Origin of the sequence: Pseudomonas sp. NBRC 100443 (assembly GCF_030268185.1) — a bacterium.
GTDB lineage: Bacteria > Pseudomonadota > Gammaproteobacteria > Pseudomonadales > Pseudomonadaceae > Pseudomonas > Pseudomonas citronellolis.
Genome location: NZ_BSQE01000034.1, coordinates 21,642 through 48,110, shown reverse-complemented (window position 1 = coordinate 48,110; position 26,469 = coordinate 21,642). Strand labels below are relative to the sequence as shown.

Sequence of the window (26,469 nt, the reverse complement as noted above, 5' to 3'; positions counted from 1 at the left end):
GGCCGTCGAGGGTAATTCGAGCCCCGATCGCGGACTACATGCCAGCTTTTTGGAGCCGCCCCGCTTCCGGTTCCGGTTTGACCTGAAACTCGCATGGCTTCTGGACTCTACTGCTGGCGTCAACCGGAAGCGCCTCGTCTATGCGGATCGCTTGAACGGCATAAGACTTATGTCAACAGCAGCGCAATCACACTGCCAATACCACACTCCGGAATGGCAGCCGCCGTACGAATACGCTAGATTCGGCGCCACGCAAGGAGAGCATCGCCGTGTCTGAATTGATCACCTATTCCCTACCACTCTCGTTTTACTTTGAGACCAAGCAACCGGTTCCAATTGACGAGCTAGTGAAGTCCCTGTTGGCGCTTGAGAAGCTCGCAGCCAAGGTACCTATACTGCTGGGCGAGCTCAGCGACACGGCAATCGACCTCCAAGAACTGAAAGTCTCGAAGATCGAATCCGGAAGCCTAAAAGAGGTACTGGAGGTGACTCTTTCGTTCCTCAGTGAAGAGGACAAGGCGAAATTCAAGGCATGGGTGAGCGACACCAAAATGGGACGAGCTACGAAACTTGCAGCTGTCGGTGGCCTCGCAGCGCTTGGCGTCTTGCTAGTGGCAAGCTCCGCTATCACCGCGTATGACTCTTTCACGAAAAGCGATACGCCGAGCATTCAGGCCAACAACAACACAATCATCAACATCGGCGCCGATGCTATCGGGGTCTCCGCAGATAGCCTGAAGAAGGCCGTTGATGCGGCCATGGCTGGCGATAAAAAGAGGGTGGTGTCCGCTGCTCTCGACTTCGTTAGCCCTGCCTCTGGTGAAAATGGTGGTGGCATCTACGCAGGAACAGAAAAGGCCGGCGTTTCGTTTTCCCACCAAGCGGCAACAGATGCCCCTGCCCAGGCTGACTTCCGTGCTCGCGACGTAGAGGTTGCCTACGAAAAGACAACCGTGGAGATCAGGGTTCTCGACCGGGATCGTACCGAGGGTGGCTGGAAAGCAACGTTGCCGACGATAACTGGCGATAAGAGGCTGCCACTGTATTTCGCAGACGGTGTACCTGCCGACAAAGCTATGGCTGAAGAAAAGATCAGCTCCGACGTTGTTGTCACCTACGCCCAAGACTTCAACAAGGGCGTTCTGGTCCCCAAAAGCATTCTCGTGAAAAAGATCTACTAATCCGGGACTCCCCAAGCTGCTCTGTCAGCTGAGCCTCCCGCCTGAATACCAAGGAGTCGGTAAATGGCCTTTCAGCGATACCCCAATCTGAGCGGACGCTCGAACGTGGTGGCGTTTGAGATCACTGACGATGCGATCACCGTACAGTTTGCCAGTGGCAGATGCCGATACTACGTCTACAACTCGATGACTCCGGGAGCAATGGTTGTAGCCGAGTTGAAACGTCTTGCGCTGGCAGGCCGAGGCTTGAACAGCTACATCGCCCGCGGACGCGGCTTGCCTTACTACAGCAAGCGCTGAATCGTCGTATAGCCCCCTGGAAGGTGCATTGGAGTTTAGGGGTACGAATAGGGGTACAGCGGAAATTCAAAGCGCCAAGAACTGCGAATAAAGGGCAGCCGAGCAATACTTTCGATTCCGTCCCTGGCACCAAGACTCCGAAAGGCCCCTGCGTTCACCAGAACCAGGGGCCTTTTGCATTTCCGCCCTCAGCCGATCACGGCCGCGCTTCCGCCACTGGTCGCCCGCCCGGCGAAACTCCCGCGGTTTCCGTTGTCTACTGGCGCGTAGCACAACGTTTTTTCAGAATGATGACATTCCGGATGATTTCCGCCCGAGGGATGGGATACTTTCAGGCCCTCGATGCCTGAAAAGGGAGTGCTCGTGCATCCTCTAAAACGCTGGTGGCAACAACGCGGCAACCTCGCGACGCTTGCCATCCTGTTCCTGGCGATCCCGCTGGCCAGCCGCCACGCCTTTGGCTGGGGCAACCTGTATGGCTACCTTTCGGATCTGGCCATCGGCAGCCTGCTGGTCCTGCTGCTGCACCGCCTGCGCCTGTTCGTAGCCCTGCCGATCATGCTGCTGTGGGCGCTGATGACGATCGGCAACGCCGAGCTGGTCAGCGCCGTGGGCCGCATGCCCGATCCCAGCGACCTGCACTTCATGGCCGACCCGACCTTCGTCGGCAACTCCACTCAGGGCGGCGGCATCGCCCACCCGTGGCTGGCCGGCGCGCTGCTCGGCGCCATCGTGCTCTGCGCCGTGCTGTGGCGGCGCCGCGAACAGCGCCTGTCGCGCTTCGCCTATGCCGTGCCGGTGGCCCTGCTGGGCGCCCACTTCGGCCTGCAGTACGTGATCCCCAACGACGTCGACGTGTGGAAGCAGTTCAACCTGCCGCACCGCCTGCTGGCCGGCGCCGCCAGCCAGGGCCAGCTCGCCGTCGAGGACTGGCTGGCCGGCGACCAGGGCGACACCCCGCCCGACGTCACCGGGCTGACCCAGCTCGACCTGTCCGGCACCCCGCTGCTGTCCGGCCCGGGCACGGCGAAGAACGTGCTGATCATCACCATGGAAGGCATCCCCGGCGCCTACGTGGCGACCAACCGCGCGGCGCTGAGCAGCAGCTACGAAGAATCCATGATGCCCAGGCTCAGCGCCTGGGCCGAACGCTCGATGACCACCCCGGACTACGTGGTGCACAGCCACCAGACCATCCGCGGCCTCTACGCCCTGCTCTGCGGCGACTACAGCAAGCTGGACAACGGCACGCCCAAGGGCGTCGAGCTGCTGTCCAACCCCGGCCGCGCCGCCGAGTGCCTGCCGGCGCAGCTGCGTCAGCACGGCTTCAGCACCCACTTCCTGCAGGGCGCCGGCCTGCGCTTCATGGCCAAGGACAAGGTGATGCCGGCCATGGGCTTCGACAAGACCCTCGGCCGCGACTGGTTCAAGAAGAAGCCTTACCTGGAGTTCGCCTGGGGCATGGACGACAAGGCCTTCTTCGAGGGCGCGCTGGACTACGTCGGCGAGCTGCGCAAGGACAAGAAGCCGTGGATGCTGACCCTGCTCACCGTCGGCACCCACCAGCCCTACTCGGCCACCCCGGAATACCTGGCCAGGTACCCCACGCCGCGCCAGGCCGCGGTGGGCTACCTGGATGACGCCGTCGACGCCTTCCTCGCCGGCCTGGAAAAACAGGGCGTGCTCAAGGACACCCTGGTGATCGTCACCTCCGACGAATCCCACGGCATCGACAACGTGCGCCTGGCCTCGTCCTGGGGCCTGAACCTGGTGCTGGCTCCCGAGCAGGCGGCGCTGCCGCCGGTGAAGAGCGGCGTCTACGGCCACGTCGACATGGACGCCTCGATCCTCGACTACTTCGGCTTCACCCCGCCGAAGGACGTTTCCGGCCGCTCGCTGTTCCGCGAGTACGACAAGGGCCGCGAGATGGTCTCCTTCACCAACGGTATGCTGCGCTTCCACGACGGCAGGCAGACCTTCACCGAATGCGACTTCCAGCAGGTCTGCCGGCGCTACAAGAGCGATGGCTTCATCGCCGACAGCGCCCAGTTCGTCGGCCGCTTCAGCGGCCGCGATGCGCGCCTGGTCGCCGCCCGCGCGGGCATCCTGGATCATTCGGTGATCGGTAACCCGATGGGCCGCGAATACCAGTTCGCCACCCAGGAGAAGATCCGCATCAAGCCGCAGGTCACCAACGAGTACACCGACAACCTGATCGGCGCCCAGTACCTGGAGTTCCCGGCCGACAGCCACACCACCGTGAGCCTGAAGATCCGCGCCCTGCAGATGGACAAGGCCGGCGCCAGGGTGCAGCTGAAGACCCGCGAGTTCGAACGCCCGGTGAACCTGCCGATCCCCGAGTTCCCGCTGCTGACCCGCGACAAGCCGCTGCAGGTGACCTTCGGCTTCGACAACGAGCGGGCGCGCAAGGCCTTCTCCTTCCACCTGCTGGCCGAAGGCAAGGGCATCATCGAGATCACCGATTTCCACGTGCAGACGCAGCCGCGCAAATCGGCCATCGATGCCAGCGAGCATCCCACCCGCCTGGCCGACGGCAGCGTGCTGCCCGGCCCGCGCATCGGTGGCCGCCCGGCGCTGATGGCCGGCCAGCTCGACCAGCTCGACGAAGAGAGCCGCGACAGCAACGCCGCCGAGCCGCAGATCACCCAGTGAACCCGGGCCCCGACCAATGTCGGGGCCTGCGGTCTTTTCCCCCGTCGGCGAAGCTGGCACTATCGCGCCCCTCGTTTCGCCGGCCCCCTCGTCAGGCTTCCGGGCCCCCGGTGTTCAGCCCAGGCGACAAGGCACTGCGGCAATGCGACAAGATGCCACCATCCAGGCCCGGCGCGGCCCCCGGACGCTTGGCGCCCCCCGGGTCGCGTGATAGGTTGCGTTCGCCAGGAAGGCCCTACCCCCTGCCGCGGCGCGCCGCGAAGCATCCGAACAACAATAGAGGAGCCCCCAATGGCCGAGGCCATACCCGCACTGGAAATCCGTAACCTGCACAAGCGTTACGGCGACCTGGAAGTGCTCAAGGGCATTTCCCTGACCGCCCGCGAAGGCGACGTGATCTCCATTCTCGGCTCCTCGGGTTCCGGCAAGTCGACCTTCCTGCGCTGCATCAACCTGCTGGAAAACCCCCACCAGGGCCAGATCATCGTCGCCGGCGAAGAACTCAAGCTGAAGAAGGCCAAGGACGGGGCGCTGGTCGCCGCCGACAACCGCCAGATCAACCGCCTGCGCAGCGAACTGGGCTTCGTCTTCCAGAACTTCAACCTCTGGCCGCACATGAGCATTCTCGACAACATCATCGAGGCGCCGCGCCGCGTGCTGGGCAAGAGCCGCGCCGAAGCCATCGAGATCGCCGAGGCCCTGCTGGCCAAGGTCGGTATCGCCGACAAGCGCCACAGCTTCCCCGCGCAGCTCTCCGGCGGCCAGCAGCAGCGTGCGGCCATTGCCCGCACCCTGGCCATGCAGCCCAAGGTCATACTGTTCGACGAGCCCACCTCGGCACTGGACCCGGAAATGGTCCAGGAAGTGCTCAACGTGATCCGCGCATTGGCCGAGGAAGGCCGCACCATGCTGCTGGTCACCCACGAAATGAATTTCGCCCGCCAGGTTTCCAGCGAGGTGGTGTTCCTCCACCAGGGCCTGGTCGAGGAACAGGGTTCCCCCGAGCAGGTCTTCGGGAACCCGCAGTCCGCGCGCTGCAAGCAGTTCATGTCCAGCCACCGCTAACGGAGCAACTTTGCATGAAGAACTATAAGAAGATCCTTCTGGCCGCTGCCGCCACCCTGGCCTTCGGCGCCCACGCGGTCGCCGCCGAGAAGCTGCGCATCGGCACCGAAGGCGCCTACCCGCCCTTCAACGGCATCGACGCCAGCGGCCAGGTGGTCGGCTTCGACCTCGACGTCGGCAAGGCCCTGTGCGCCAAGATGAAGGTCGAGTGCGAGGTGGTCACCTCCGACTGGGACGGCATCATCCCGGCGCTGAACGCCAAGAAGTTCGACTTCATCGTCGCCTCCATGTCGATCACCGACGAGCGCAAGCAGGCGGTGGACTTCACCAACCCCTACTACACCAACAAGCTGCAGTTCGTGGCGCCCAGGTCGGTGGACTTCAAGACCGACAAGGGCTACCTGAAGGGCAAGGTGATCGGCGCCCAGCGCGCGACCATCGCCGGCACCTGGCTTGAGGACAACATGTCCGACACCGTCACCATCAAGCTCTACGACACCCAGGAAAACGCCTACCTGGACCTGTCCTCGGGCCGCCTGGACGGCGTGCTGGCCGACAAGTTCGTGCAGTACGACTGGCTCAAGAGCGACGCCGGCAAGGACTTCGAGTTCAAGGGCCAGCCGGTGTTCGACAACGACAAGATCGGCATCGCCGTGCGCAAGGGCGACCCGCTGCGTGACAAGCTGAACGCCGCCCTGAAGGAAATCGTCGACGACGGCACCTACAAGAAGATCAACGACAAGTACTTCCCCTTCAGCATCTACTGATGCCAGCCCGGCGCGCCCTGTGACCCAGGGCGCGCCCCTTCAGGCGCGATCCCCATGATTTTCGACCTGCACGGTTTCGGCCCGCAGCTGGCGGCCGGCACCCTGATGACGCTCAAGCTGTCCCTGGCCGCGGTCTGCCTCGGCCTGCTCCTCGGGCTGCTCGGCGCCATCGCCAAGACCTCGAAGAATGCCTTGCTGCGCATGCTCGGCGGCGCCTACACCACCCTGGTGCGCGGCGTGCCGGAAACCCTCTGGGTGCTGATGATCTATTTCGGCACCGTGGCCGGGCTGAACGCCGTGGGCGACCTGTTCGGCAAGCCCGACCTGGCCCTGAGCCCCTTCGCCGCCGGCACCTGCGCCCTGGGCCTGTGCTTCGGCGCCTACGCCACCGAAGTCTTCCGCGGCGCCCTGCTGGCCGTGCCCAAGGGCCACCGCGAGGCCGGCCAGGCGCTGGGCCTGTCGGCCCCGCGGATCTTCTGGCGCATCGTCCTGCCGCAGGTGTGGCGCGTGGCCCTGCCGGGCCTGGGCAACCTGTACCTGATCCTGCTCAAGGACACCGCCCTGGTCTCGCTGATCACCCTTGACGAGATCATGCGCAAGGCCCAGGTCGCCTCCAACGCGACCAAGGAGCCCTTCACCTTCTACATGACCGCCGCGCTGATCTACCTGGGCCTGACCGTGTTCGTCATGGCCGCCCTGCACTTCCTGGAGCGCCGCGCCGGCCGCGGTTTCGTGAGGAACGAGCTATGACCGACATGGAGCTGATCCTCAAGTGGCTGCCGAAGATGCTCCAGGGCGCCGGGCTGACCCTCGAGCTGCTGGCCTTCGCCGTGGTCGCCGGCCTGGCCCTGGCCGTGCCGCTGGGCATCGCCCGCGCCTCGCGGCACTGGTACGTGCGCGCGCTGCCCTACACCTACATCTTCTTCTTCCGCGGCACCCCGCTGCTGCTGCAGCTGTTCATCGTCTACTACGGCCTGGCGCAGTTCGACTCGGTGCGCCAGGGCCCGCTCTGGCCGTACCTGCGCGACCCATACTGGTGCGCGCTGCTGACCATGACGCTGCACACCGCGGCCTACATCGCCGAGATCCTCCGCGGCGCCATCCACGCCATCCCGGTGGGTGAAGTGGAAGCCGCGCGGGCCCTGGGCATGTCGCGCCGCCAGGCGCTGCTGCACATCATCCTGCCGCGCGCCGCGCGCATCGCCCTGCCGGCCTACAGCAACGAGGTGATCCTCATGCTCAAGGCCAGCGCCGTGGTCTACACCGTGACGCTGTTCGACATCATGGGCATGACCCGCACCATCATCGCCCGCACCTACGAGGCCATGCTGTTCTTCTGCCTCGCCGGGGTGTTCTACCTGGTCATCACCCTGGTCCTCACCCGCCTGTTCCGCCTCGCCGAGCGCTGGCTGCGGGTGGACTCCATGCAGGGGCGCTGACCGGCGCTTCCCGGAGGTGGCGGGGCCGCTATAATCGCCGCCCCGCCACTCACTCCCAGCGCACCGCCGTGGCCAACCGCCTCACCGACGACGTCCTGCTCCAGCGCTTCCAGGCCCTGGACGCCTTCCTGCTCGCCCACCAGGGGCTGTGGCGGCCCAAGCCCTTCACCCTGCCGGAGCTGCCCTGGGAAGCCGAACACCGGGAACTGGCCGCCTGGCTGCGCGGGCGCGAGCTGGAACAGGCCGACGTCGCGCACAACCAGCCCGAACGCCTGCCCGCGCCGGCGCCCTTCCCGGAGCTGGCGAACCGCGCCGCGCAACTGAGCGAAGTCGAGGACCTGCCGTCACATCCGCTGCCCAGGCTGCCGGCGCAGTTCCAGGTCGACGTGCCTGGGCGCAAATGGCATCAGATCGAGGCCTTTGCCAGCCGCCTGGACTTCGCCACACCCTCCGTGCAGTGGCTGGACTGGTGCGCCGGCAAGGGCCACCTCGGACGCCTTCTGGCCCATGGCGGGCAGCCGCTGCTGAGCCTGGAGCGCGACCTCGCGCTGGTCAGCGACGGCCAGCGCCTGAGCGACCGCCTGGGCCTGCGCGCCATGCACGTCGAGCAGGACGTGCTCGCCGAAGGCGCCGCCCGCTACCTGCATCCCGGCCAGACCGCCGTGGCCCTGCACGCCTGCGGCGACCTGCACGTCCAGTTGCTGCGCCTGGCGGCAAGTAAGCGCTGCCGGCAACTGGCGGTGGCGCCCTGCTGCTACAACCGCATCGCCAGCGAGCACTACCAGCCGTTATCCACAGCCGCGGGCGCTTCCCGCCTGAAGCTGGATCAGGACGACCTGCGCCTGCCGCTCGCCGAGACGGTCACCGCCGGTGCCCGGGTACGGCGCCAGCGCGACAACTCCATGGCCCGGCGCCTGGCCTTCGACCTGCTGCAGCGCGAGCTGCGCGGCGAGGACAGCTACCTGCCGGTGCCCTCGGTGCCCACCGACTGGCTGCACAAACCCTTCGCCGACTACTGCCGCGACCTGGCCGCGCTCAAGGGCCTGCCCCGCCCCGCCGAGCGTGACTGGAGCGCGCTGGAGGCCCAAGGCTGGCGGCGCCTGGCCGAGGTGCGCAATCTCGAACTGGTGCGCGGCCTGTTCCGCCGCCCGCTGGAACTCTGGCTGCTGCTCGACCGCGCGCTGTTCCTCGTCGAACAGGGCTACCGGGTACGCCTGGGGCGCTTCTGCGCCAGCCAGGTCACGCCGCGAAACCTGCTCATTCTCGCCGAGCACGTCTAGTACGAGCGTTCCAGAGAGAAGCCCACAGAACCTGTGGATAACTCTGTTGAGAACACCGGGAAAATCGCTCACGCGGCCCGCTGCTGGCCTGTCGGCGCGGCTCTGTTCGAATTTTGAACAGACCAGATAATTTCTTTTAAAAACACATACTTAGGTAAAAACTGGAAAACGCTGAGGCTTTTTTAGCACTAGCCGCCAAGCCATGCCCCGGCATTGTGCATAAGCACTGCTGCCGGGGCCGCGTCGCACACCGAGCGGGCACATCCTGTTTCGCGGAACGCTCGCATAGTGCTTTCAGGAACGGATTGTTGCCCATTTGCAACAATCCGCTATTTGTCATTAGCTGCCTAGGCAGTATTATTTCGAAACAGATTTCCTGCCTAGACAGTTATTAGCCTTGCCATGGATCACTACCGCGTCACGGACTTCCCGTTCAGGGGCTCGATCGGCCAGTTGCTGGGGCTGGCGGCCATCCTCAAGGACCGCCTGCTGGACAAGCACCTGATCCACCTGGACATCACCGCCGCGCAGTTCAAGGTGCTGTTCTTCATCGGCCAGAACCGCGCCAACACCCCGGGCGAGCTGTGCCGCGAGCTGTCCATCGACAGCGGCTCGATGACGCGCATGCTCGATCGCCTGGCGAAGAAAGACCTGCTGCTGCGCCAGCCCTGCCCCAACGACCGGCGCAGCGTGCGCCTGCAGCTCAGCCCCGCCGGCGAGGCGGTGAACGCCCAGGCGCCACAGATCGCCGTGCGGGCGATGAACGAACTGGTCGGCTGCCTCAGCCCCGAGGAACTGCTGACTCTCACCCGGCTGCTGGACAAGATCCTCGCCAGCCATGGCGTCGCGCCCGGCGCGACCCAGGAGAAGTAGGCCATGCGTGCATTCCGCTTACCCGCCGCCACCCTGCTGGCCAGCGCCGTGGCGCTGGCCGGTTGCGTCAGCTCCTCGGGCCTGGCGCCCAACGGCAAGGCGCTCGACAGCGCCTCGCTGCAGGCTGGCCGCAGCCTCGACGGCACACCGCTGTCCAGTGCCGCCTGGCCACGCCGGAACTGGTGGAGCAGCCTGGGCGACGCCCAGCTCGACAGCCTGATCGACGAGGCCCTGAAAGGCACGCCGGACCTGCAGATCGCCGACGCCCGCGCGCGCCAGGCCGCCGCCGCGGCCAACGCCGCCGATGCCGAGCGCATGCCCACGCTCAACGGCAAGGCCAGCTATGCGGGTATCCGCGCGCCCACCAGCGTGCTCCCCGCGCCAACGGGCGGGCATTATTCGGCGGTGAAGTACCTGTCCCTGGGCTTCAACTACGATTTCGACCTCTGGGGCGGCCAGCGCGCCGCCTGGGAAGCCGCCCTCGGCCAGGCCAACGCCGCCGAGGTGGACCGCCAGGCCGCGGCCATCACCCTCTCGGCCAACGTCGCCCGCGCCTATAGCGAGCTGGGCCACGCCTTCGCCGTGCGCGACCTGTCCCGCGACGAGCTGGAACGTTCGCAGCGCCTGTTCGAGCTCAGCCGCAAACGCATGGACGCCGGCCTGGACAGCAAGGTGCAGTTGCAGCAGACGCAAACCCAGGTGGCCAGCGCCCGCCAGCAGCTGGCCGCCGCCGAACAGCAGATCGCCAGCGACCGCATCGCCCTGGCTGTGCTGCTCGGCCAGGGGCCGGACCGCGGCCTCGACCTGCAGCGCCCGCAAGCGCTCAAGACCGACGCCCTGAGCCTGCCGCCGAACCTGCCGGCGGAACTGCTCGGCCGCCGCCCGGACATAGTCGCCGCACGCTGGCGCGTCGAGGCCGCGAGCAAGGACATCCAGGCGGCGAAGACGCAGTTCTACCCGAACCTCAACCTGGGCGCGATGGTCGGCCTGGCCAGCATGCACACCAGTGACCTGCTGGAGGCGCCGAGCCGCTTCTTCCAGGTCGCCCCGGCCATCTCCCTGCCGCTGTTCGACGGCGGCCGCCTGCGCGCCAACCTGGCCGGCAAGGATGCGGACTACGACCTGGCCGTGGCGCAGTACAACAAGACCCTGGTCGGCGCCCTGGGCGAGGTCAGCGACGACCTCAGCCAACTGCGCTCGCTGGAGCAGCAACTGGTCGACCAGCGCGAGGCCCGCGACATCGCCAAGTCCAACTTCGAACTGGCCATGCGCCGCTATGGCGAAGGCGTCGGCAACTACCTCGACGCCCTCAGCGTGCAGCAACAGCTGCTGCTCGCCGAGCGCCAGCTGGCCAACCTGGAAGCCCAGCGCATCGACCTCTCCGTCCAGCTGGTGCAAGCCCTGGGCGGCGGCTTCCAGGCCGACTCCGTTCCCCCGTCTTCCGCCCCGCTCGCCCAGGCGGGCGCAGCTGCCGTGCACTAAGAGGCAACCGCCATGACCACCGATACCCAAGAAACCACCGGCGGCAACCCCCAGCGCAAGCGCTGGCTGCTGATCCTGCTGGTCGTCGTCATCCTCGCCGGCATCGCCGCGGCGCTCTGGGAGTTCCTCTACGGGCGCTGGCACGAAGACACCGACGATGCCTACGTCAACGGCAACGTGGTGCAGATCACCCCGCAGATCACCGGCACCGTGGTCAGCATCGGCGCCGACGACGGCAACCTGGTGCACAAGGGCCAGGTCCTGGTGAAGTTCGACCCCAGCGACGCCGACGTGGCCCTGCAGCAGGCCGAAGCCAACCTGGCGCGCACCGTGCGCCAGGTGCGCGGGCTGTTCAGCAACGTCGACGGCTACAAGGCCGACGTCGCCGCGAAGAAGGTCGCCCTGGCCAAGGCCGAGGCCGACTTCAAGCGCCGCCAGCACCTGGCCGACGACGGCGCCATCTCCCGCGAGGAGCTGGCCCATGCCCGTGACGCCCTGGACACCGCGCGCAGTTCGCTGACCAGCGCCGAGCAGCAACTGGACACCAACCGCGCGCTGGTGGACGACACCGTCGTCGCCTCCCACCCCGACGTCAAGGCGGCCGCCGCCAAGCTGCGCCAGGCCTACCTGGACGACGCCCGCGCGGTGATAGTCGCGCCGGTGACCGGCTACGTGGCCAAGCGCACCGTGCAGGTCGGCCAGCGCGTGCAACCGGGCACCGCGCTGATGGCGGTGATCCCGCTGGAGCAGGTGTGGATCGATGCCAACTTCAAGGAAACCCAGCTGCAGCACATGCGCATCGGCCAGCCGGTGGAAATCCGTTCCGACCTCTACGGCAGCTCGGTCAAGTACCAGGGCAGCGTGGAAAGCCTGGGCGTGGGCACCGGCAGCGCCTTCTCCCTGCTGCCGGCGCAGAACGCCACCGGCAACTGGATCAAGATCGTCCAGCGCGTGCCCGTGCGCATCCGCGTCGACGCCAGGCAACTGGAAGAACACCCGCTGCGCATCGGCCTGTCGATGGACGTCAACGTCGACCTGCACGACCAGAGCGGCCCAGCCCTGTCGCAGCAGCCGCCGAAGGAAGCGCTGTTCTCCACCGACGTCTACCAGCAGCAGCTGGCCTCGGCGGACCAGCTCATCGAGCAGCTGATCCACGCCAACATGGCCGACGGCCGCGGCCGCAGCACCGCCGCGCGCTGAGTCCGGAAGCATCATGAGCGAGAACAGCAGCAACGGCGCCTTCAGCCCGCCCAGCCTGGTGATGGCCACCATCGGCCTGTCCCTGGCGACCTTCATGCAGGTGCTGGACACCACCATCGCCAACGTCGCCCTGCCGACCATCTCCGGCAACCTCGGGGTGAGCGCCGAGCAGGGCACCTGGGTGATCACCTCCTTCGCGGTGAGCAACGCCATCGCCCTGCCGCTGACCGGCTGGCTGAGCCGCAAGGTCGGCGAGGTGCGGCTGTTCATCGCCGCCACCCTACTCTTCGTGATCGCCTCCTTCCTCTGCGGCGTGGCCCAGCAGATGGGCATGCTGGTGGGCTTCCGCGCCCTGCAGGGCTTCGTCGCCGGGCCGCTGTACCCGATCACCCAGACGCTGCTGATCTCCATCTACCCGCCGGCCAAGCGCGGCATGGCCCTGGCGTTGCTGGCGATGGTCACGGTGGTGGCGCCCATCGCCGGGCCGATCCTCGGCGGCTGGATCACCGACAGCTACAGCTGGCCGTGGATCTTCTTCATCAACGTGCCGATCGGCCTGTTCGCCGCCTTCGTGGTCTACCAGCAACTGAAGAAACGCCCGGTGGTGATCAAGCACGCGCCCATGGACTACATGGGGCTGATCCTGCTGGTCCTCGGCGTGGGCGCGCTGCAGATCGTGCTCGACAAGGGCAACGACCTGGACTGGTTCGAGTCGAACTTCATCGTCGGCGGCACCGTGGTGTCGGTCATCGCCCTGGCGGCCTTCGTCATCTGGGAACTGACCGACAAGCACCCGATCGTCAACCTGCGCCTGTTCGTGCACCGCAACTTCACCTTCGGCACCCTGGCGCTGGTGGGCGGCTACGCCGGCTTCTTCGGCATGAACCTGCTGCTGCCGCAATGGCTGCAGACGCAGATGGGCTACACCGCCACCTGGGCGGGCCTGGCCGCGGCGCCGATCGGCATCCTGCCGGTGTTCCTCTCGCCGCTGGTCGGCCGCTACGCCAACAACTTCGACCTGCGCATCCTCGCCGGCCTGGCGTTCCTGGTGATGTCCGTCACCAGCTTCATGCGCGCCGCCTTCAACACCGAGGTCGACTACTACCACATCGCCCTGGTGCAGACCCTCATGGGCCTGGGCGTGGCCTTCTTCTTCATGCCCATCCTCAGCATCCTGCTCTCCGACCTGCCGCCGGACCAGATCGCCGACGGCTCGGGCCTGGCCACCTTCCTGCGCACCCTGGGCGGCAGCTTCGCGGCCTCCCTCACCACCTGGATCTGGGATCGCCGCGCCACGCTGCACCACGCCCACCTGACGGAAAGCCTGAGCACCTACGACCCGGCCACCCGCGACGCCCTGGACCTGCTCGGCGGCGCCAACCAGCACGGCGCGGCCATGCTCGACCGCATTGTCGAAAGCCAGGCCTACATGCTCTCCACGGTGGAATACTTCACCCTGCTCGGCTGGCTGTTCCTGACCCTGCTGGCCATCATCTGGCTGGCCAAGCCCCCCTTCGGCGCCAAGCCGGGAGCCGCCGCCAGCGGCCACTGAGCGAACGGGCACAGGCTGAAAAATCAGAGGTTTACACCGCCCGGCGCGTGGCTATAATGGCGTCCCTCCTTGCCGGTATAGCTCAGCTGGTAGAGCAACTGACTTGTAATCAGTAGGTCCCGGGTTCGACTCCTGGTGCCGGCACCATTTCAAAGGCCTCGCAGCAATGCGGGGCCTTGTCATTTTCGCCGAACGTACAATTAGACGTACAAAATCGGCTTTCTCGTCCATGCCCTATTGGCGTGGAGTCACTGAGACGTTGTACTCTCCTTTCTGCCCTTTTGCGGCCGTGAACTAGAGCAAGTTCGTACGTTACGTCGAAGGCAGATATCTGTTGATCAACGACAACCGTACCGCCTACCCCCCTCCCTGCCTGTTAGGGAAACTCTGAAAAAGCCTGCCTTTTTCGAGTTTGCAGGCCTGTAAGCCGCGTGGCTACTGGGGCGCATTTTCGAGTAGGGGCTTTTTCAGACCATCCTTAGGAATACTTATTAAATCCTACCTTTCAAGGCAAACTACGGCTAACTCACCACGAACAAATACAGAGTCCTTATCTGGCCAAGGACTTCTTTCCGCACAAAGTTCAGTGCCAATTTTTATATCGGTAGCAGATGGACGACCAAAATTATATCCAGTGGACTCGAGAACCAATGGCACTTTAGACCACTCTGCGGAAAACGCAGAAATATTCATATCACCCTGAAGAGTCCTTAGGCCAATCGGATAGCCCCATCCCCCCCCATTCACATACAATCTCTCTATATCTTTAAAGTCTGGCATTCCTTCGAGCCTCCCAACAATGCGATTCACCTTAAAGCGATCCCACTGGGCAATTTTTTGCTGATCGGCAAACACCTGATTATTTATAAAAACAAACCCAAGCAATATCAGAGATCCACCGACCATAAAGAATCTACCAATTAAGTTACACGCCCCCTGAGAGATGGTTTTTTCGGCTGCAAGAAAAAGCAGACCAAATAGTAATGAGACATGAGCAAGAACCCTGGGAACAGGCCACCAATCATTGAAAGGGATTATTATTCCTATGGATAACAGCGGAATCAATGACAGCAAAAACAACCCAAAAACCAAATTCCAATAATTACGAAAACCTCTTAGCAAATTAGCCAAAACAAGCAGAATAGCGGTGAGAGTTATAACCATAAAAACTGCTTTCAAACCAATCGGAAAAATCGGTTCTGATTTTAAAAAAATTATATACAGAGCACTGGATACCTCTTCAACCCTTTTTGAAAGCTGATTGATCCCAATGAATTTAGCTCGCGCGGTGACATCGCCAACTAAACCGAGATGCTTTACAAGGGATAGCGTAGCCAAGAATAAAGCGGCCCCTAAAAAAGAAAACAGCAGAAGCCACCATCCCCGGGACCTCATGGCATGGTACTCAAGCTCGCTCTCAGTGTCTTTCCTCTTGAATATGACACTCATAAGCAAACAACCATAGGCAGCAACCAATAGATAATTCAAAGAGGCTTGATAGGTCATTAGCGCGGCAGCAATAGACAGCATCGCAACAACTTTAACCCCAAATCCCTTGGAGCCCTCCCTAGCAGACTCAATTGCAATTATGGTAAAAACGAGCGCCAGCGCGTAAATTGGCAGAATCACTTTAAAGGTCAGTAGTTCGGCAGAGTAAGGATACAGCGAAATCAATCCGCCGATTATTCCAGCACTAATTAATGATGAATACCCAACAAAACGCATCACAGAAACAACAAGAGCCGCCTGCAAGGCGATCACAAGCAAGGCCGACGCGAAATATGTATCATTGAGATTTACCCCAATGGCATCTATGACATACGCAGTAAGCCACCCCAGAAACCTCCCCTGGGTTAAGAAAAGCTCAAGCTGTTTATCTGAAACGCCTAAGGAAAACGGGTAATCATCTATCGACACGCCCCGGAATGCCGCCGCTCCCTTGGCAATAATAGAAAAAAAGAATATTAGAGCGAAGAGCCTCATATCATCTCGAGACCATACAAAATAAAGATATTTTTTATTAATCATTAAGATCTCCATCCAAGAGTCGCAACACAAGCTACGAAAGCAGTTAGCCTCACACGACAAAAAACATGGCTTCTGAGGACACCTTAGTCATTTCAGATATTCTTTGGCCATATTAGTATCGGATTTCTTAAGCCAATCAATCCATCATGCTCAATATCATCGCTACGGCCAGCATCTCCTCTGCTACGGAACACTCACTTATAACCATCTACAAATTTCGGCGCGCCATTCAACGTTTCGACAGAGCGAACAAGCTGATTCATTTACGTCGATTTTTTGGACGCCCCCTTCCCGCAACACGCTTTAGTGTAGCCAAACTGCCGTTTGATCACGCGACAGTTTGATCTTGGAGACGAAACTGGGCTTTGGCGTTCTCGATTTTGCGCAGTACCTTGCACGAGGGGCATCCTTGCCATACGTCTTGTACTGGGCTAAGTCGCGACCTGCCAGACGACTTGGCGACCCACAGGTCGCTCGACTCCAGTACGGTCGGCGTCAGCAAACACCACACTTTCCTTGCCGTATAGCTATTCGCACACTAGCGCCATACGCCCCCTTTATCGGAATCAGTACGGGCTATCGTATCCAAGTAATACTGATTCTCCTTCTTGGCTTGGTGTGTCTCCGGGTTACGCTTGCCGCCCTGATCCTTGATCGAGCTCGGCGCCCAGATGAGCAAGGCGCCGCGACGGACCTTGCTCCCCTAGGGAAGCTCCGAACAAGTCAGTCACACGCAACTGATTGGCGACCTGACTCCTTTTTCAGCCCAGCCTTCGGGGGCTGATTCACCCGAAGCCAGGCTTTTGCCCTGGCTTCTGTGTTTTACAGGCGCACCTCTCCTGCGCCGGCCAGCAAGTGCCGACGGGCCATCCATAGGTTCGACAGGGCGAACAGCGTCACCAGTTGCGCGGTGTTCTTGGCCAGTCCCCGGAAGCGCACCTTGGTGTAGCCGAACTGGCGTTTGATTACCTGGAATGGATGTTCGACCTTGGCCCGTACCTGCGCTTTGACCTTCTCGATCTTGCGCCTGGCCTTGTATAGAACACTGCGCTTGCTCAGGCGCTGGTAGGTACTCCGCCGTGCCGCGATCTGCCAGATGACCTCACGCCCTTCATGTTCCGGGCGTTTCTCCACGCCGGTGTAGCCCGCATCGGCACACACCCCGTTCTCCTCGCCGTGCAACAATCGGTCGACCTGGGTGACATCGGCCACGTTGGCCGCCGTCCCCACCACGCTGTGCACCAGGCCGGACTCGGCATCGGCGCCGATATGCGCCTTCATCCCGAAGAGGTGCTGGTTGCTCTTCTTCGTTTGGTGCATCTCAGGATCGCGTTTGCATTCCTTGTTCTTGGTCGAGCTCGGTGCATGGATGATAGTCGCATCGACGATGGTGCCCTGGCGCAGCGACAGCCCTCGCTCGCCCAGATGGCCATTGATTACAGCCAGGATGCCCGCCGCCAAACCATGCTGCTCCAGCAGGTGGCGGAAGTTCATGATCGTCGTGTCTTCCGGGATGCTGCCCTGGGTCAGCGACAGCTTGGCGAACTGACGCAGCGAGGTGATCTCGTACAGCGCTTCCTCCATCGCCGGATCGCTGAGGGCGAACCCGCTTTGCAGCAGGTGGATGCGCAGCATGGTTTCCAGCGGATACGGCGGACGACCATTGCCAGCTTTGGGATAGGACGGCTCGATCAACTCCAGCAACCCAGCCCAAGGCACCACTTGCTCCATCTCTGCCAGAAAGCGCTCGCGCCGGGTCTGTTTGCGTTTGCCAGCGTACTCGGCATCGGAAAAGCTCATTTGGGTCATGCGACAGGGCTCGGGTTCAGCGGGGGTGCCATTTCATCAGATCAGCCGGGACTTTTCCGGAGTTTCCATAGAGTCAAGCCAAAAACCTGGCGCAAGGGAATGCCTCGTACAGTTCATCCTTCATCGTCGGATCGCTGCAGCCACACCAGTTCAGCTGCTGAGGTATACGATCATCAGCGGCCCGGAGGACCTTGGCCAGGAGATGACGACTTGTTCTGAACTCTCTTGACGAGGCGCACTACTTCGTACAGCCGTCTCTAATAGATCAATGGTTAGCTCGGGGCAGAACGCTCCCTAGTCGGAGGATGGATAGCCGGGTTAAGATATCACCTTTTTAAAGTGGGACTTTCGATGATTTTCGTCACTGGTGGCGCCGGCTATATCGGCTCGCATACCTGCCTAGAATTGCTGGCATCTGGCCACGAAGTCGTTTGTTTCGACAATTTCTGCAACAGCCACCATGAATCGTTGCGCCGAGTAGAGGAACTGACCGGCAAATCACTCATCGTCGTGGAGGGTGACATACGCGATCAGGCGGCCATCGAATCCGCGCTACAAGCTTACAGTTGCGATGCAGTGATTCATTTTGCCGGCCTGAAGGCTGTCGGCGAATCAGTCGAACAGCCACTCGCCTACTACGACAATAATGTCGTCGGCACACATCGACTACTCAATGCAATGAATAATTGCGGGGTACGTCGATTGGTATTCAGTTCATCAGCCACCGTATATGGTGAGCCCCAGCGATTACCGCTGACCGAAGACCACCCACTATCGGCCACCAATCCCTATGGCCGAAGCAAACTGATCGTCGAAGATATGCTGCGCGATCTATATTGCTCCGACCCTTCATGGCAGATAGCCATCTTGCGTTATTTCAATCCAGTTGGCGCCCATCCAAGTGGACGCATTGGCGAGGATCCGCGAGACATTCCGAACAATCTGATGCCTTTCGTCGCACAGGTCGCCGTTGGTCGGCGCGAGCAGTTGATGGTTTGGGGCAGTGATTACCCTACACCAGACGGAACAGGTGTACGCGACTACATTCATGTAGTCGACCTAGCACACGGCCACCTGAAGGCACTAGAGCGGTTGGACCACCCACAATGCTTCGAGACTAACCTTGGCACCGGCACCGGTTACAGCGTACTCGACGTGGTTCGTGCTTTCGAACAGGCTAGTGGCCGACCTATTCCTTATCAGCTAGCGAACCGACGCCCCGGCGATGTTGCTTCCTGCTATGCCGATCCGAGTCATGCCGCGCAGTATCTTGGCTGGCACGCAGAGAGGGACTTGTTAAGCATGTGCATTGATGCTTGGCGCTGGCAGACGCAAAACCCGAACGGCTATCTAACCGGTCTAGACGAGTCCTGAGGAAACCAAAGACGTGAAATTTTTCATTGTTTGACGAAATGAACACTGCTTTGAAAGGTCGTGGTAGCAAACTTTGCCTCTCGTGGGCCTCCATCCGGATAACCTCTGTACGTGTTATCGGGAAAGAGAACACGAGAGACTCATGGAGCGTTTAATGCCTGCCGCCAACCGACAAGAAAATCATCAAGTGGTAGATTGCCCCCACACACATACTGGAACATTGCCGAAAGTAGCAATTCTTCTGGGAACTTACCAAGGCCAATTGTACCTACCGGAGCAACTTGATTCATTTGCCACCCAGACACACAGCAACTGGGAAGTTTGGGCCTCAGATGACGGATCCAGTGATGGAACACATGCAGTCTTTGAGGCCTATGCACAACGATGGTCCACTGACCGCTTAAGGATACTCGAAGGACCAGGCAAAGGGTTTTCTGCTAATTTTCTATCATTGACTTGTAACGCTGATATCAAAGCAGACTATTACGCCTATGCCGATCAGGATGACATTTGGGAGGCGGATAAGCTGGCGCGAGCCGTACTATGGCTAGAGACCGTTTCCACCGACAAACCTGCTTTATATTGCTCCCGCACCAGACTCGTTGATGCAGATAACAATGAAATCGGCTTATCACCACTATTTTCTAAACCCCCCTGTTTTGCTAATGCACTAGTGCAGAGCATCGGCGGTGGTAACACAATAGTCTTCAACAATGCAGCCCGAGCACTGCTCAGCGACGTAGGATGTGACACACCCGTGCCCTCCCATGACTGGTGGTCCTACCTTGTGGTTAGTGGTTGTGGCGGTTCGGTCTTTTTTGATCGATATCCTTCTCTGCGCTATCGTCAGCACGACAGAAACCTAGCTGGCATGAATACAACTTGGCAAGGGCGCCTCAAGCGGATTAGCCAATTAAATAAGGGCCATTTCAGTCGTTGGAATGACGCCAATGTCGCGGCACTTTATAAGCTCCAAGACAAGCTGACGCCACAAAACCTGGAAATACTTGAGCATTTCAATAAAGGACGTCATATGAGCCTTGTGCCCCGCCTATATCATCTAAAGCACAGCGGAATCCATCGTCAAACCTTGCTGGGAAACCTTGGACTGGTCGTTGCAGCAATCTTTAAAAAAATATAGTCCATGCTAATTCTAGTTACCAGCAGGGTGGATTTTATTGACAGTAATTTCGTATTGGCCGACTGGTCATCTTCAAGAGATTCGTTACTAAAAAACATATCTTGACGCTATCGCGGCAAAAATTGGAACACATAAACCAGACAGTCCAGAATAAAAATACATAGAGCCAGGCTGATTTAAAACATAGAATGCAGAGTAAAAATAAAATTAAAGCCTATGTGAGCAAAGCCAATTATGACTAACGCACACATCGGCAAGAAAACTAGACGACAACAGCTCGATGAATATGCAGCATGTTGCTGGCCTATTGGCACTCTAGAAACTCAAAGGAATATATATGAACCCCCATGCTATCAGATCAATATCGCCATTGGCTTTTGGGCGTTCGATCTTGGCCCACCGAAGCCTGATACTCAACTTAATCAAGCGTGAAGTTATTGGAAAATATCGCGGCTCGGTAATGGGGCTTTTATGGTCATTCTTCAACCCAATATTGATGCTAACAGTTTATACATTCGTGTTTAGCGTAGTTTTCAAGGCGCGCTGGCAAGGAGGAGGCGGTTCGCGGGTCGAGTTCGCCCTGGTATTGTTTGCTGGCCTGCTGATATTCAATCTCTTTTCCGAGGTGGTCAACCGGGCACCAAGCCTGATTCTAAGCAACGCGAATTACGTCAAGAAAGTCATTTTTCCATTGGAAATATTACCGGTAATTTCCTTGGGAGCAGCGGCATTCCATATGATGATCAGTTTAGTCGTATGGCTCGGCTTTTACTTGATTTTCTTTGGCATACCACATGCGAACATATTGGCTTTTCCACTAATCCTGGTACCCCTTTGCCTACAAATTCTAGGGGTCTCATGGATTCTCGCCTCACTAGGCGTTTACTTGCGCGACGTGGGCCAGTTCATCGGCGTAGTGACGACCGTCCTGATGTTCTTGTCTCCCATTTTCTACCCCATAGGAGCATTGCCGGAGAAATATCAATGGTTCATGCATTTCAATCCACTAACATATATCGTTGAAGAAGCCCGCAACCTCATGATCTGGGGCAAAAGCATCGACTGGTTCGAATGGACCATATGGACTGTACTGTCCCTGACCTTTGCATGGCTGGGATTCAGCTGGTTCCAGAAAACACGAAAGGGCTTTGCCGATGTCCTCTGACTTTTCCATCCGTGTTCAGAATCTGGGGAAGTGCTACCAGATTTACGATAAGCCCCATCATCGCCTGCTGCAGATGCTCTTGGGACGATTTGGAAAGCGCTATTTCCGGGAGTTCTGGGCAATGAGGGACGTATCGTTCTTCATTCCCAGGGGCAAGGTTCTCGGCATTCTTGGTAAGAATGGCGCGGGCAAGTCGACACTCCTGCAGATGATCTGCGCTACGCTGTCACCGACTCACGGCGACATCGAAGTCAACGGCAGAGTAGCCGCACTTCTGGAACTGGGGTCCGGCTTCAATCCTGAGTTCACCGGCATCGAGAATATTTATCTCAATGCGCAGATTCTGGGGTTGACCCAAGAAGAGGTGAGCAGAAAGCTAGACGATATCCTCGCCTTTGCGGATATCGGTGATTTTGTTCATCAGCCTGTCAAAACCTACTCCAGCGGTATGTTTGCTCGGTTGGCTTTCTCGGTGGCCGTCAACGTGGAACCCGATATCCTGATCGTGGATGAAGCTTTGAGCGTAGGGGATGCTTGGTTCCAGCACAAGAGCATGGCCAGAATGCGCACATTGATGGAAAGTGGCTGCACTGTTCTTTTTGTCAGCCATTCCATCGATGCCGTACGCGCACTCTGCGACGAAGCAATATGGCTGGAGAGCGGTACTATCAAAATGCAGGGCGGCGTCACTGAAGTGACCAATGCTTACATGAACGACGTGTTCATTGAGCATAACCGCATTACCCTGCAAACCGCCCGGCACGATGAGGAGCAACAAGACGGCAATATTCAAGAACCAGCACTTCCAAAGCAAACTGATCATACTGCCAATACTGAAACCGCTGTAAATTCTCCTTCAGCGACCACTATGCTGGATGGCGGGTCTGTTCTATCGGTTAGTGCCAAGCGACTTAGAAACTCTCAAGGCCAAATAGTTGATTATTTGCAACAGGGAGAGAGCTTCTCTCTGGAATTTGAGCTGGAGCCTCATCAGACTGTCAGAAATATCAGTGTCGGCTTCCTAATCAAGGATCAGTTTGGCCAGGAACTGACAGGGGAGAGCTATTTCAACACCCACCGACACAGCCTCAACTTTTCTGCCGGCCAAAAGGGACTATTCATCTTCAAGTCTAGTATGTCTTTACGGGGAGGACAGTCTTATTCGGTCGCCCTCCGGGTCAATCAGGTCAGCAGATGGGATCGCAGTGACAATGTGGTGGTTTTTGCCGATGAGTTAGCCATGGTGTTTGACGTGTTGACCGACACGGAAAACCCCATGTGGTTCAAGTTCAAGATGCCTTTTGAAGTTACATGCCAACTATGAAAATAGACGTCAGTGTTGTTCTGAATATTCACAGAGAAGCCCTGTACTTAAGGCCTACGCTGTATTCATTGGATACCTGTGCTACCGAGGCGGCACAGCATGGAATCATTGTCGAACTGGTGGCCGTCTTCGACCGGAGCGATGCGGCAACCAGGGCTGTATTCCAATCCACGCCGCTCACGGGCTTTGCCGCAATCAAGAGTGTTGAGATTGACGTGGGCTCGCTAGGCTTGGCACGTAATGCCGGTGTAGAGCTTGCAGAAGGCGAGTTTGTCTGGACTGCCGATGCCGATGACCTGGTCTCCCGAAATGCGCTCATTCAGCTTGTGCGGACAGCACGCAATCACCCTCACAAGAACGTCGCAATCTTTATCGAATATCTTGCTGCATTTGGCGAGCAGTATCACGTTGTGCGCTATGTTGGCTCGGAATGGCTGACCGCAGCAGATTTTGCATATCAGCACCCGTATGTATCCCGCATTTTCTTAAGAGCGTCAATTTTCAAAGAGCTACAGTATCTTGATCTTAAGGTTACAACCGGCTTTGCCTATGAGGACTGGGACTTCAACTGCCGACTTTTTTCATCCGGAACTACGTTCCTAATAGCACCCGATACTGTATTTTTTTACAGACAACGAAACAATAGCCTACTGAGGCAAGCTAATGCGGTTTCGGCTCGTCTGATTCCGCATTCGACGCTGTTCGAACCATCATTTTTCCGCACACTCATGACGAACTCTCGAAAGGAGCATCCCGATTGGAATGGCTTCTTGGCTGGACGTCGACGCTTTCATGAGAGAGATCTAGCAAAAGAGCTACTAGACTCGGCAGGTATGACGGATTATATCGCTGAAGCCGCAGCACTGGATCCCGAGGTAGAGCCATATCGCATAGAAAGCGCTCCTAGCTATTACCCTATTCCTTGGGATGGGCAACACTGGGGATTCCGGCTGGAAAGATTATATGAGTTACTTGGATCTCACTCCTTTACTGATGTAGTACTACTGCCATGGTTAAGGCCCGGCGGGGCAGAAAAATATATACTTCAAATACTTGGAAAGTTACAGGCCCAAGGACTCTCAAAACGGATACTGGTTCTAACTGGCCAAAGTGCAAGTAAACATGAATGGACCTACTTGTTACCAAAGGGTAGCGTTTTTATAGACTTATTCAACACATTTCCATCGCTGAGCGATATGGACAGAAACACTCTTGCTGTCCGTGCAATACTCGCGACCGCTAATGAGGGTGCTCGGCTCCACCTCAAGTCAAGCAAGTTCTCCCACCAAATCATGGACAGCTTTAGCCCAGCACTATCAGCTCATTTGAAGATAGTTTATTATCGCTTCAGTGATGGCATCTATGATTGGGAACAGCACAGAATTCACGGACCTTGGGGTATTAAATTCCTGCGCCAACATTTTTCCTTCATTGATAAAGTCGTATCAGATTGCTATAGCATCGTAGAAAAAGATGCGGCAGCCTTGGGACAAAATGATCAAAAATACAATGTAATTTATACAAATTGCAAAATATCTAAAAAGCATAAGAAAAATACGACAGCCCCCTGCATGCGTTTACTATGGGCATCACGCATTGCTACAGAGAAACGTCCCGAATTAATACGCTTAGTGGCCTCCAGGTTATCCCAAGAGATCCCGAACATCAGTATTGATGCCTATGGAACGATCGACCCTGGCTACGACAGCAAAATATTTGATGCTCCAGGACTTACTTGGCGAGGCGAATTCTCAAACTTCTTTGATCTCCCGATCGACCAATATGATGCCTTCATCTATACCAGTAAATTTGACGGGTTGCCGAATATAATTCTGGAAGCTATGGGAGCAGGTCTTCTCGTCATTGCTCCAGACGTGGGAGGCATCGCCGAAGCAGTTATAGACGGTGACACCGGATATCTAATTCCAGACCTTATCGATGACACAACTCTAGTAGAAGCTTATGTGCAAGCCGTGAAGCAGATGTATGCTCGGTGGGAGCATACATCTTCTATGCGTGAGCGTGCTCGAGGGCTGATACAAGAGAGACATGGCGAACATGCATTTTCCGAACGAGTCGCCCAGACCTTTGGAGTAACAACGGTGCAGGAGAAACCATGAGCAACATCTATCTCTATGCAGATGAGACTAGTCTCGACGTGCTGGCAAATGAACAGCAGAAACTAGTACTGATCGGCAGTGACTTTGGCTATGGTAATTTCGGTGATGTGCTGCAGCACCTGAATGCCATTCGCCTTGTCAAAGAAACTAGGCGCTATGCTACTGTTTCAGTAATGGCTGCAAATGCGATCGGCTTTGCCGCTTTCCCCGACTGGGCCCAATCGGCATATGGCACCGATGCCATTCTCTATGTTGCTGATTACCCTCTCATCCTCGATGAGAATTCTCCCAGGCTGAAAGCCGTTGGCGAAATTCGAAATCTTGCTGCAGTTCATCTTTATGGGGGAGGATTTCTCAACCACATGTGGGGCGACTTCGTGCTATCGGTCGCAAGCCACTTCCTACGTTTGGCACCCGGGATTAGCTATTTCGTCTCCGGACAGCAGATCACGGATCCCTATCAAGAAAAGGTTACCAACCATATCAAGGAGTTTGAGCCGCTGTTGTTTGGGGTGAGAGATGAACTCTCTCAACAATTGCTGCTAGAGTCGGGGTTCGAGCCGCATTTTTCCTTTGATGATGCAACTGAAGCCTTGCAGGATCTCACTCAATGCACTCGTTTGAGACGAGGAGAAGGTCTGCTGCTGCATCTTAACTCGTCTGATTACACGGCCAATCTTTCTCTACAGGCCGAGCTATCTGCTCTGAAGGCTACGTCATCCGCTACGGAGCCAGTTACGATATTTCAAGCATTCCGAGATACTCGCCAAGAGGTTGTCGATACGCTCGAAACAATCAAGAAGCTCGATGCTCAGTTTCCATTCTATGATACTCGGCTGATTAATTTGACCAGCCTTATTTTTGGCAATTCGGGAAGCAGTAATCAGCAGGGAATTACTGGCCAGTTCGGCTATTCTTGCTCCTATCATGTAGCGCTCTGGCTGCAGCTTGCAGGCATTCCGTGCTGGTTACGTAGTAGCAACCCATTCTACGATCAAAAATCAAGGGCCCTCCAAGTAACACAAGAACTAGAGGAATTCATCCGAGAGCCGAAACTGGCAGACCACGGGATGAACCTTGAAAGACGATCCAGTTGGCGATCCCTGCTATCAGACGCGCTGTTAAATGTTGCGGAAGTTAATAATTCTTGCTCCATTCCCGACAACTCTGGCGGACCAGCTCCTTGGCCATTTCTCTTTAAAGGAACACCTACGCTGCAAGAAAGGCTTACCGAGTCGGAATCACAAAGAGCCCACCTTGCAGCACGAGTCAGCGAAGCACAATCCGAAAGAGACATTCTCATCGGCAGAATAAATGCACTCACCGCACAGATCACCGAAATTTGGCATGAGGTACATCAGCAACGTGCCCGGGCGGAGATACCAGAGAGCAACCTTCAAAGCTCCCAAATAGAAATAGCTAACCTGGTCAGGCAAACCTCTATACTACCTGAACATCAGACACACTTTGCAGAATCAACATTGGCAGAGATATATCGCAGCCGCTCCTGGAGATTTACGCGACCACTGAGAGGAATAACCCGTTTCGTCCGCGCTGGTCATTTCGACTCTCGGGGTGAAGTCGGGATATTCGCAATGATGCAGCGCGTGGCTCGCCGCTTGCCGATACCAGCGCAAGTCAGGTCCAGAATCGGTCGTTTCCTGCAGCGTTTCCGGCGAAAATGATTCCAGTAATT

Annotated in this window: 20 protein-coding genes and 1 tRNA gene; 19 read left to right on the top strand and 2 right to left on the bottom strand. The window is 58.4% G+C overall.

Annotation, left to right across the window (positions count from 1 at the left end):
• Positions 1-269 precede the first annotated feature (269 nt).
• The 13 genes from QSJ95_RS30315 (at position 270) to QSJ95_RS30255 (ending at position 13,959) form a co-directional block, all read left to right on the top strand.
• Complete coding sequence (locus QSJ95_RS30315) at positions 270-1,181, top strand: hypothetical protein (protein WP_285647371.1); 912 nt, start codon at positions 270-272, stop codon at positions 1,179-1,181.
• 63 nt (positions 1,182-1,244) lie between these two features.
• Complete coding sequence (locus tag QSJ95_RS30310; RefSeq protein ID WP_285647369.1) at positions 1,245-1,481, top strand: hypothetical protein; 237 nt, start codon at positions 1,245-1,247, stop codon at positions 1,479-1,481.
• 363 nt (positions 1,482-1,844) lie between these two features.
• Positions 1,845-4,154, top strand: a complete 2,310-nt coding sequence (locus QSJ95_RS30305; RefSeq protein WP_502945333.1) for an LTA synthase family protein — start codon at positions 1,845-1,847, stop codon at positions 4,152-4,154.
• A 291-nt stretch (positions 4,155-4,445) separates the two neighbouring features.
• Positions 4,446-5,219: an ABC transporter ATP-binding protein gene (locus QSJ95_RS30300; protein ID WP_043268338.1), complete on the top strand. Its 774-nt coding sequence runs from the start codon at positions 4,446-4,448 to the stop codon at positions 5,217-5,219.
• A 14-nt stretch (positions 5,220-5,233) separates the two neighbouring features.
• Complete coding sequence (locus QSJ95_RS30295) at positions 5,234-5,986, top strand: ABC transporter substrate-binding protein (RefSeq protein ID WP_285647363.1); 753 nt, start codon at positions 5,234-5,236, stop codon at positions 5,984-5,986.
• Positions 5,987-6,040: 54 nt separating this feature from the next.
• Entirely contained in the window at positions 6,041-6,736 is a 696-nt protein-coding gene (locus QSJ95_RS30290; RefSeq protein ID WP_253392091.1) for an ABC transporter permease, read from the top strand.
• Positions 6,733-7,425, top strand: a complete 693-nt coding sequence (locus QSJ95_RS30285) for an ABC transporter permease (RefSeq protein WP_009613854.1) — start codon at positions 6,733-6,735, stop codon at positions 7,423-7,425. Before QSJ95_RS30290 ends, QSJ95_RS30285 begins: the two co-directional genes overlap by 4 nt.
• Before the next feature lie 68 nt (positions 7,426-7,493).
• Positions 7,494-8,705, top strand: a complete 1,212-nt coding sequence (locus tag QSJ95_RS30280) for a methyltransferase (RefSeq protein WP_285647359.1) — start codon at positions 7,494-7,496, stop codon at positions 8,703-8,705.
• A gap of 402 nt (positions 8,706-9,107) precedes the next feature.
• Positions 9,108-9,578 (top strand): MarR family winged helix-turn-helix transcriptional regulator, encoded by a 471-nt coding sequence (locus QSJ95_RS30275; protein WP_043268330.1) that lies wholly within the window; start codon positions 9,108-9,110, stop codon positions 9,576-9,578.
• A gap of 3 nt (positions 9,579-9,581) precedes the next feature.
• A complete protein-coding gene (locus QSJ95_RS30270; protein ID WP_285647357.1) occupies positions 9,582-11,060 on the top strand; it encodes an efflux transporter outer membrane subunit in 1,479 nt (492 codons plus the stop codon).
• Between the two features lie 12 nt (positions 11,061-11,072).
• Positions 11,073-12,260: an HlyD family secretion protein gene (locus QSJ95_RS30265; RefSeq protein WP_061563041.1), complete on the top strand. Its 1,188-nt coding sequence runs from the start codon at positions 11,073-11,075 to the stop codon at positions 12,258-12,260.
• A gap of 13 nt (positions 12,261-12,273) precedes the next feature.
• Positions 12,274-13,812 (top strand): DHA2 family efflux MFS transporter permease subunit, encoded by a 1,539-nt coding sequence (locus tag QSJ95_RS30260; protein ID WP_285647354.1) that lies wholly within the window; start codon positions 12,274-12,276, stop codon positions 13,810-13,812.
• Positions 13,813-13,883: 71 nt separating this feature from the next.
• Positions 13,884-13,959: transfer RNA gene (locus QSJ95_RS30255), tRNA-Thr, on the top strand.
• A gap of 351 nt (positions 13,960-14,310) precedes the next feature.
• On the opposite strand, the gene QSJ95_RS30250 is transcribed toward QSJ95_RS30255, so the two are convergent.
• Together QSJ95_RS30250 and QSJ95_RS30245 are read right to left on the bottom strand one after the other, a co-directional pair.
• Positions 14,311-15,840 (bottom strand): glucosyltransferase domain-containing protein, encoded by a 1,530-nt coding sequence (locus QSJ95_RS30250; protein WP_285647352.1) that lies wholly within the window; start codon positions 15,838-15,840, stop codon positions 14,311-14,313.
• An 822-nt stretch (positions 15,841-16,662) separates the two neighbouring features.
• Entirely contained in the window at positions 16,663-17,649 is a 987-nt protein-coding gene (locus QSJ95_RS30245; RefSeq protein WP_069863073.1) for an IS5 family transposase, read from the bottom strand.
• Between the two features lie 351 nt (positions 17,650-18,000).
• Between QSJ95_RS30245 and galE the strand changes: the two genes are divergently transcribed.
• From galE to QSJ95_RS30215, 6 genes are all read left to right on the top strand, one after another.
• Complete coding sequence (gene galE, locus QSJ95_RS30240; protein ID WP_082996410.1) at positions 18,001-19,023, top strand: UDP-glucose 4-epimerase GalE; 1,023 nt, start codon at positions 18,001-18,003, stop codon at positions 19,021-19,023.
• 154 nt (positions 19,024-19,177) lie between these two features.
• On the top strand, positions 19,178-20,164 hold the full coding sequence (locus QSJ95_RS30235) for a glycosyltransferase family 2 protein (protein ID WP_167361043.1): 987 nt from the start codon (positions 19,178-19,180) through the stop codon (positions 20,162-20,164).
• Between the two features lie 337 nt (positions 20,165-20,501).
• Entirely contained in the window at positions 20,502-21,329 is an 828-nt protein-coding gene (locus QSJ95_RS30230) for an ABC transporter permease (RefSeq protein ID WP_269962113.1), read from the top strand.
• Positions 21,319-22,653: an ABC transporter ATP-binding protein gene (locus QSJ95_RS30225; RefSeq protein WP_058488098.1), complete on the top strand. Its 1,335-nt coding sequence runs from the start codon at positions 21,319-21,321 to the stop codon at positions 22,651-22,653. The genes QSJ95_RS30230 and QSJ95_RS30225 overlap by 11 nt, the downstream gene beginning before the upstream one ends.
• A complete protein-coding gene (locus QSJ95_RS30220; RefSeq protein WP_269962112.1) occupies positions 22,650-24,773 on the top strand; it encodes a glycosyltransferase in 2,124 nt (707 codons plus the stop codon). Before QSJ95_RS30225 ends, QSJ95_RS30220 begins: the two co-directional genes overlap by 4 nt.
• Positions 24,770-26,458, top strand: coding sequence for a glycosyltransferase family protein (locus QSJ95_RS30215; RefSeq protein ID WP_285647347.1), 1,689 nt, complete (start codon positions 24,770-24,772; stop codon positions 26,456-26,458). Before QSJ95_RS30220 ends, QSJ95_RS30215 begins: the two co-directional genes overlap by 4 nt.
• The last annotated feature ends 11 nt before the right edge of the window (positions 26,459-26,469 follow it).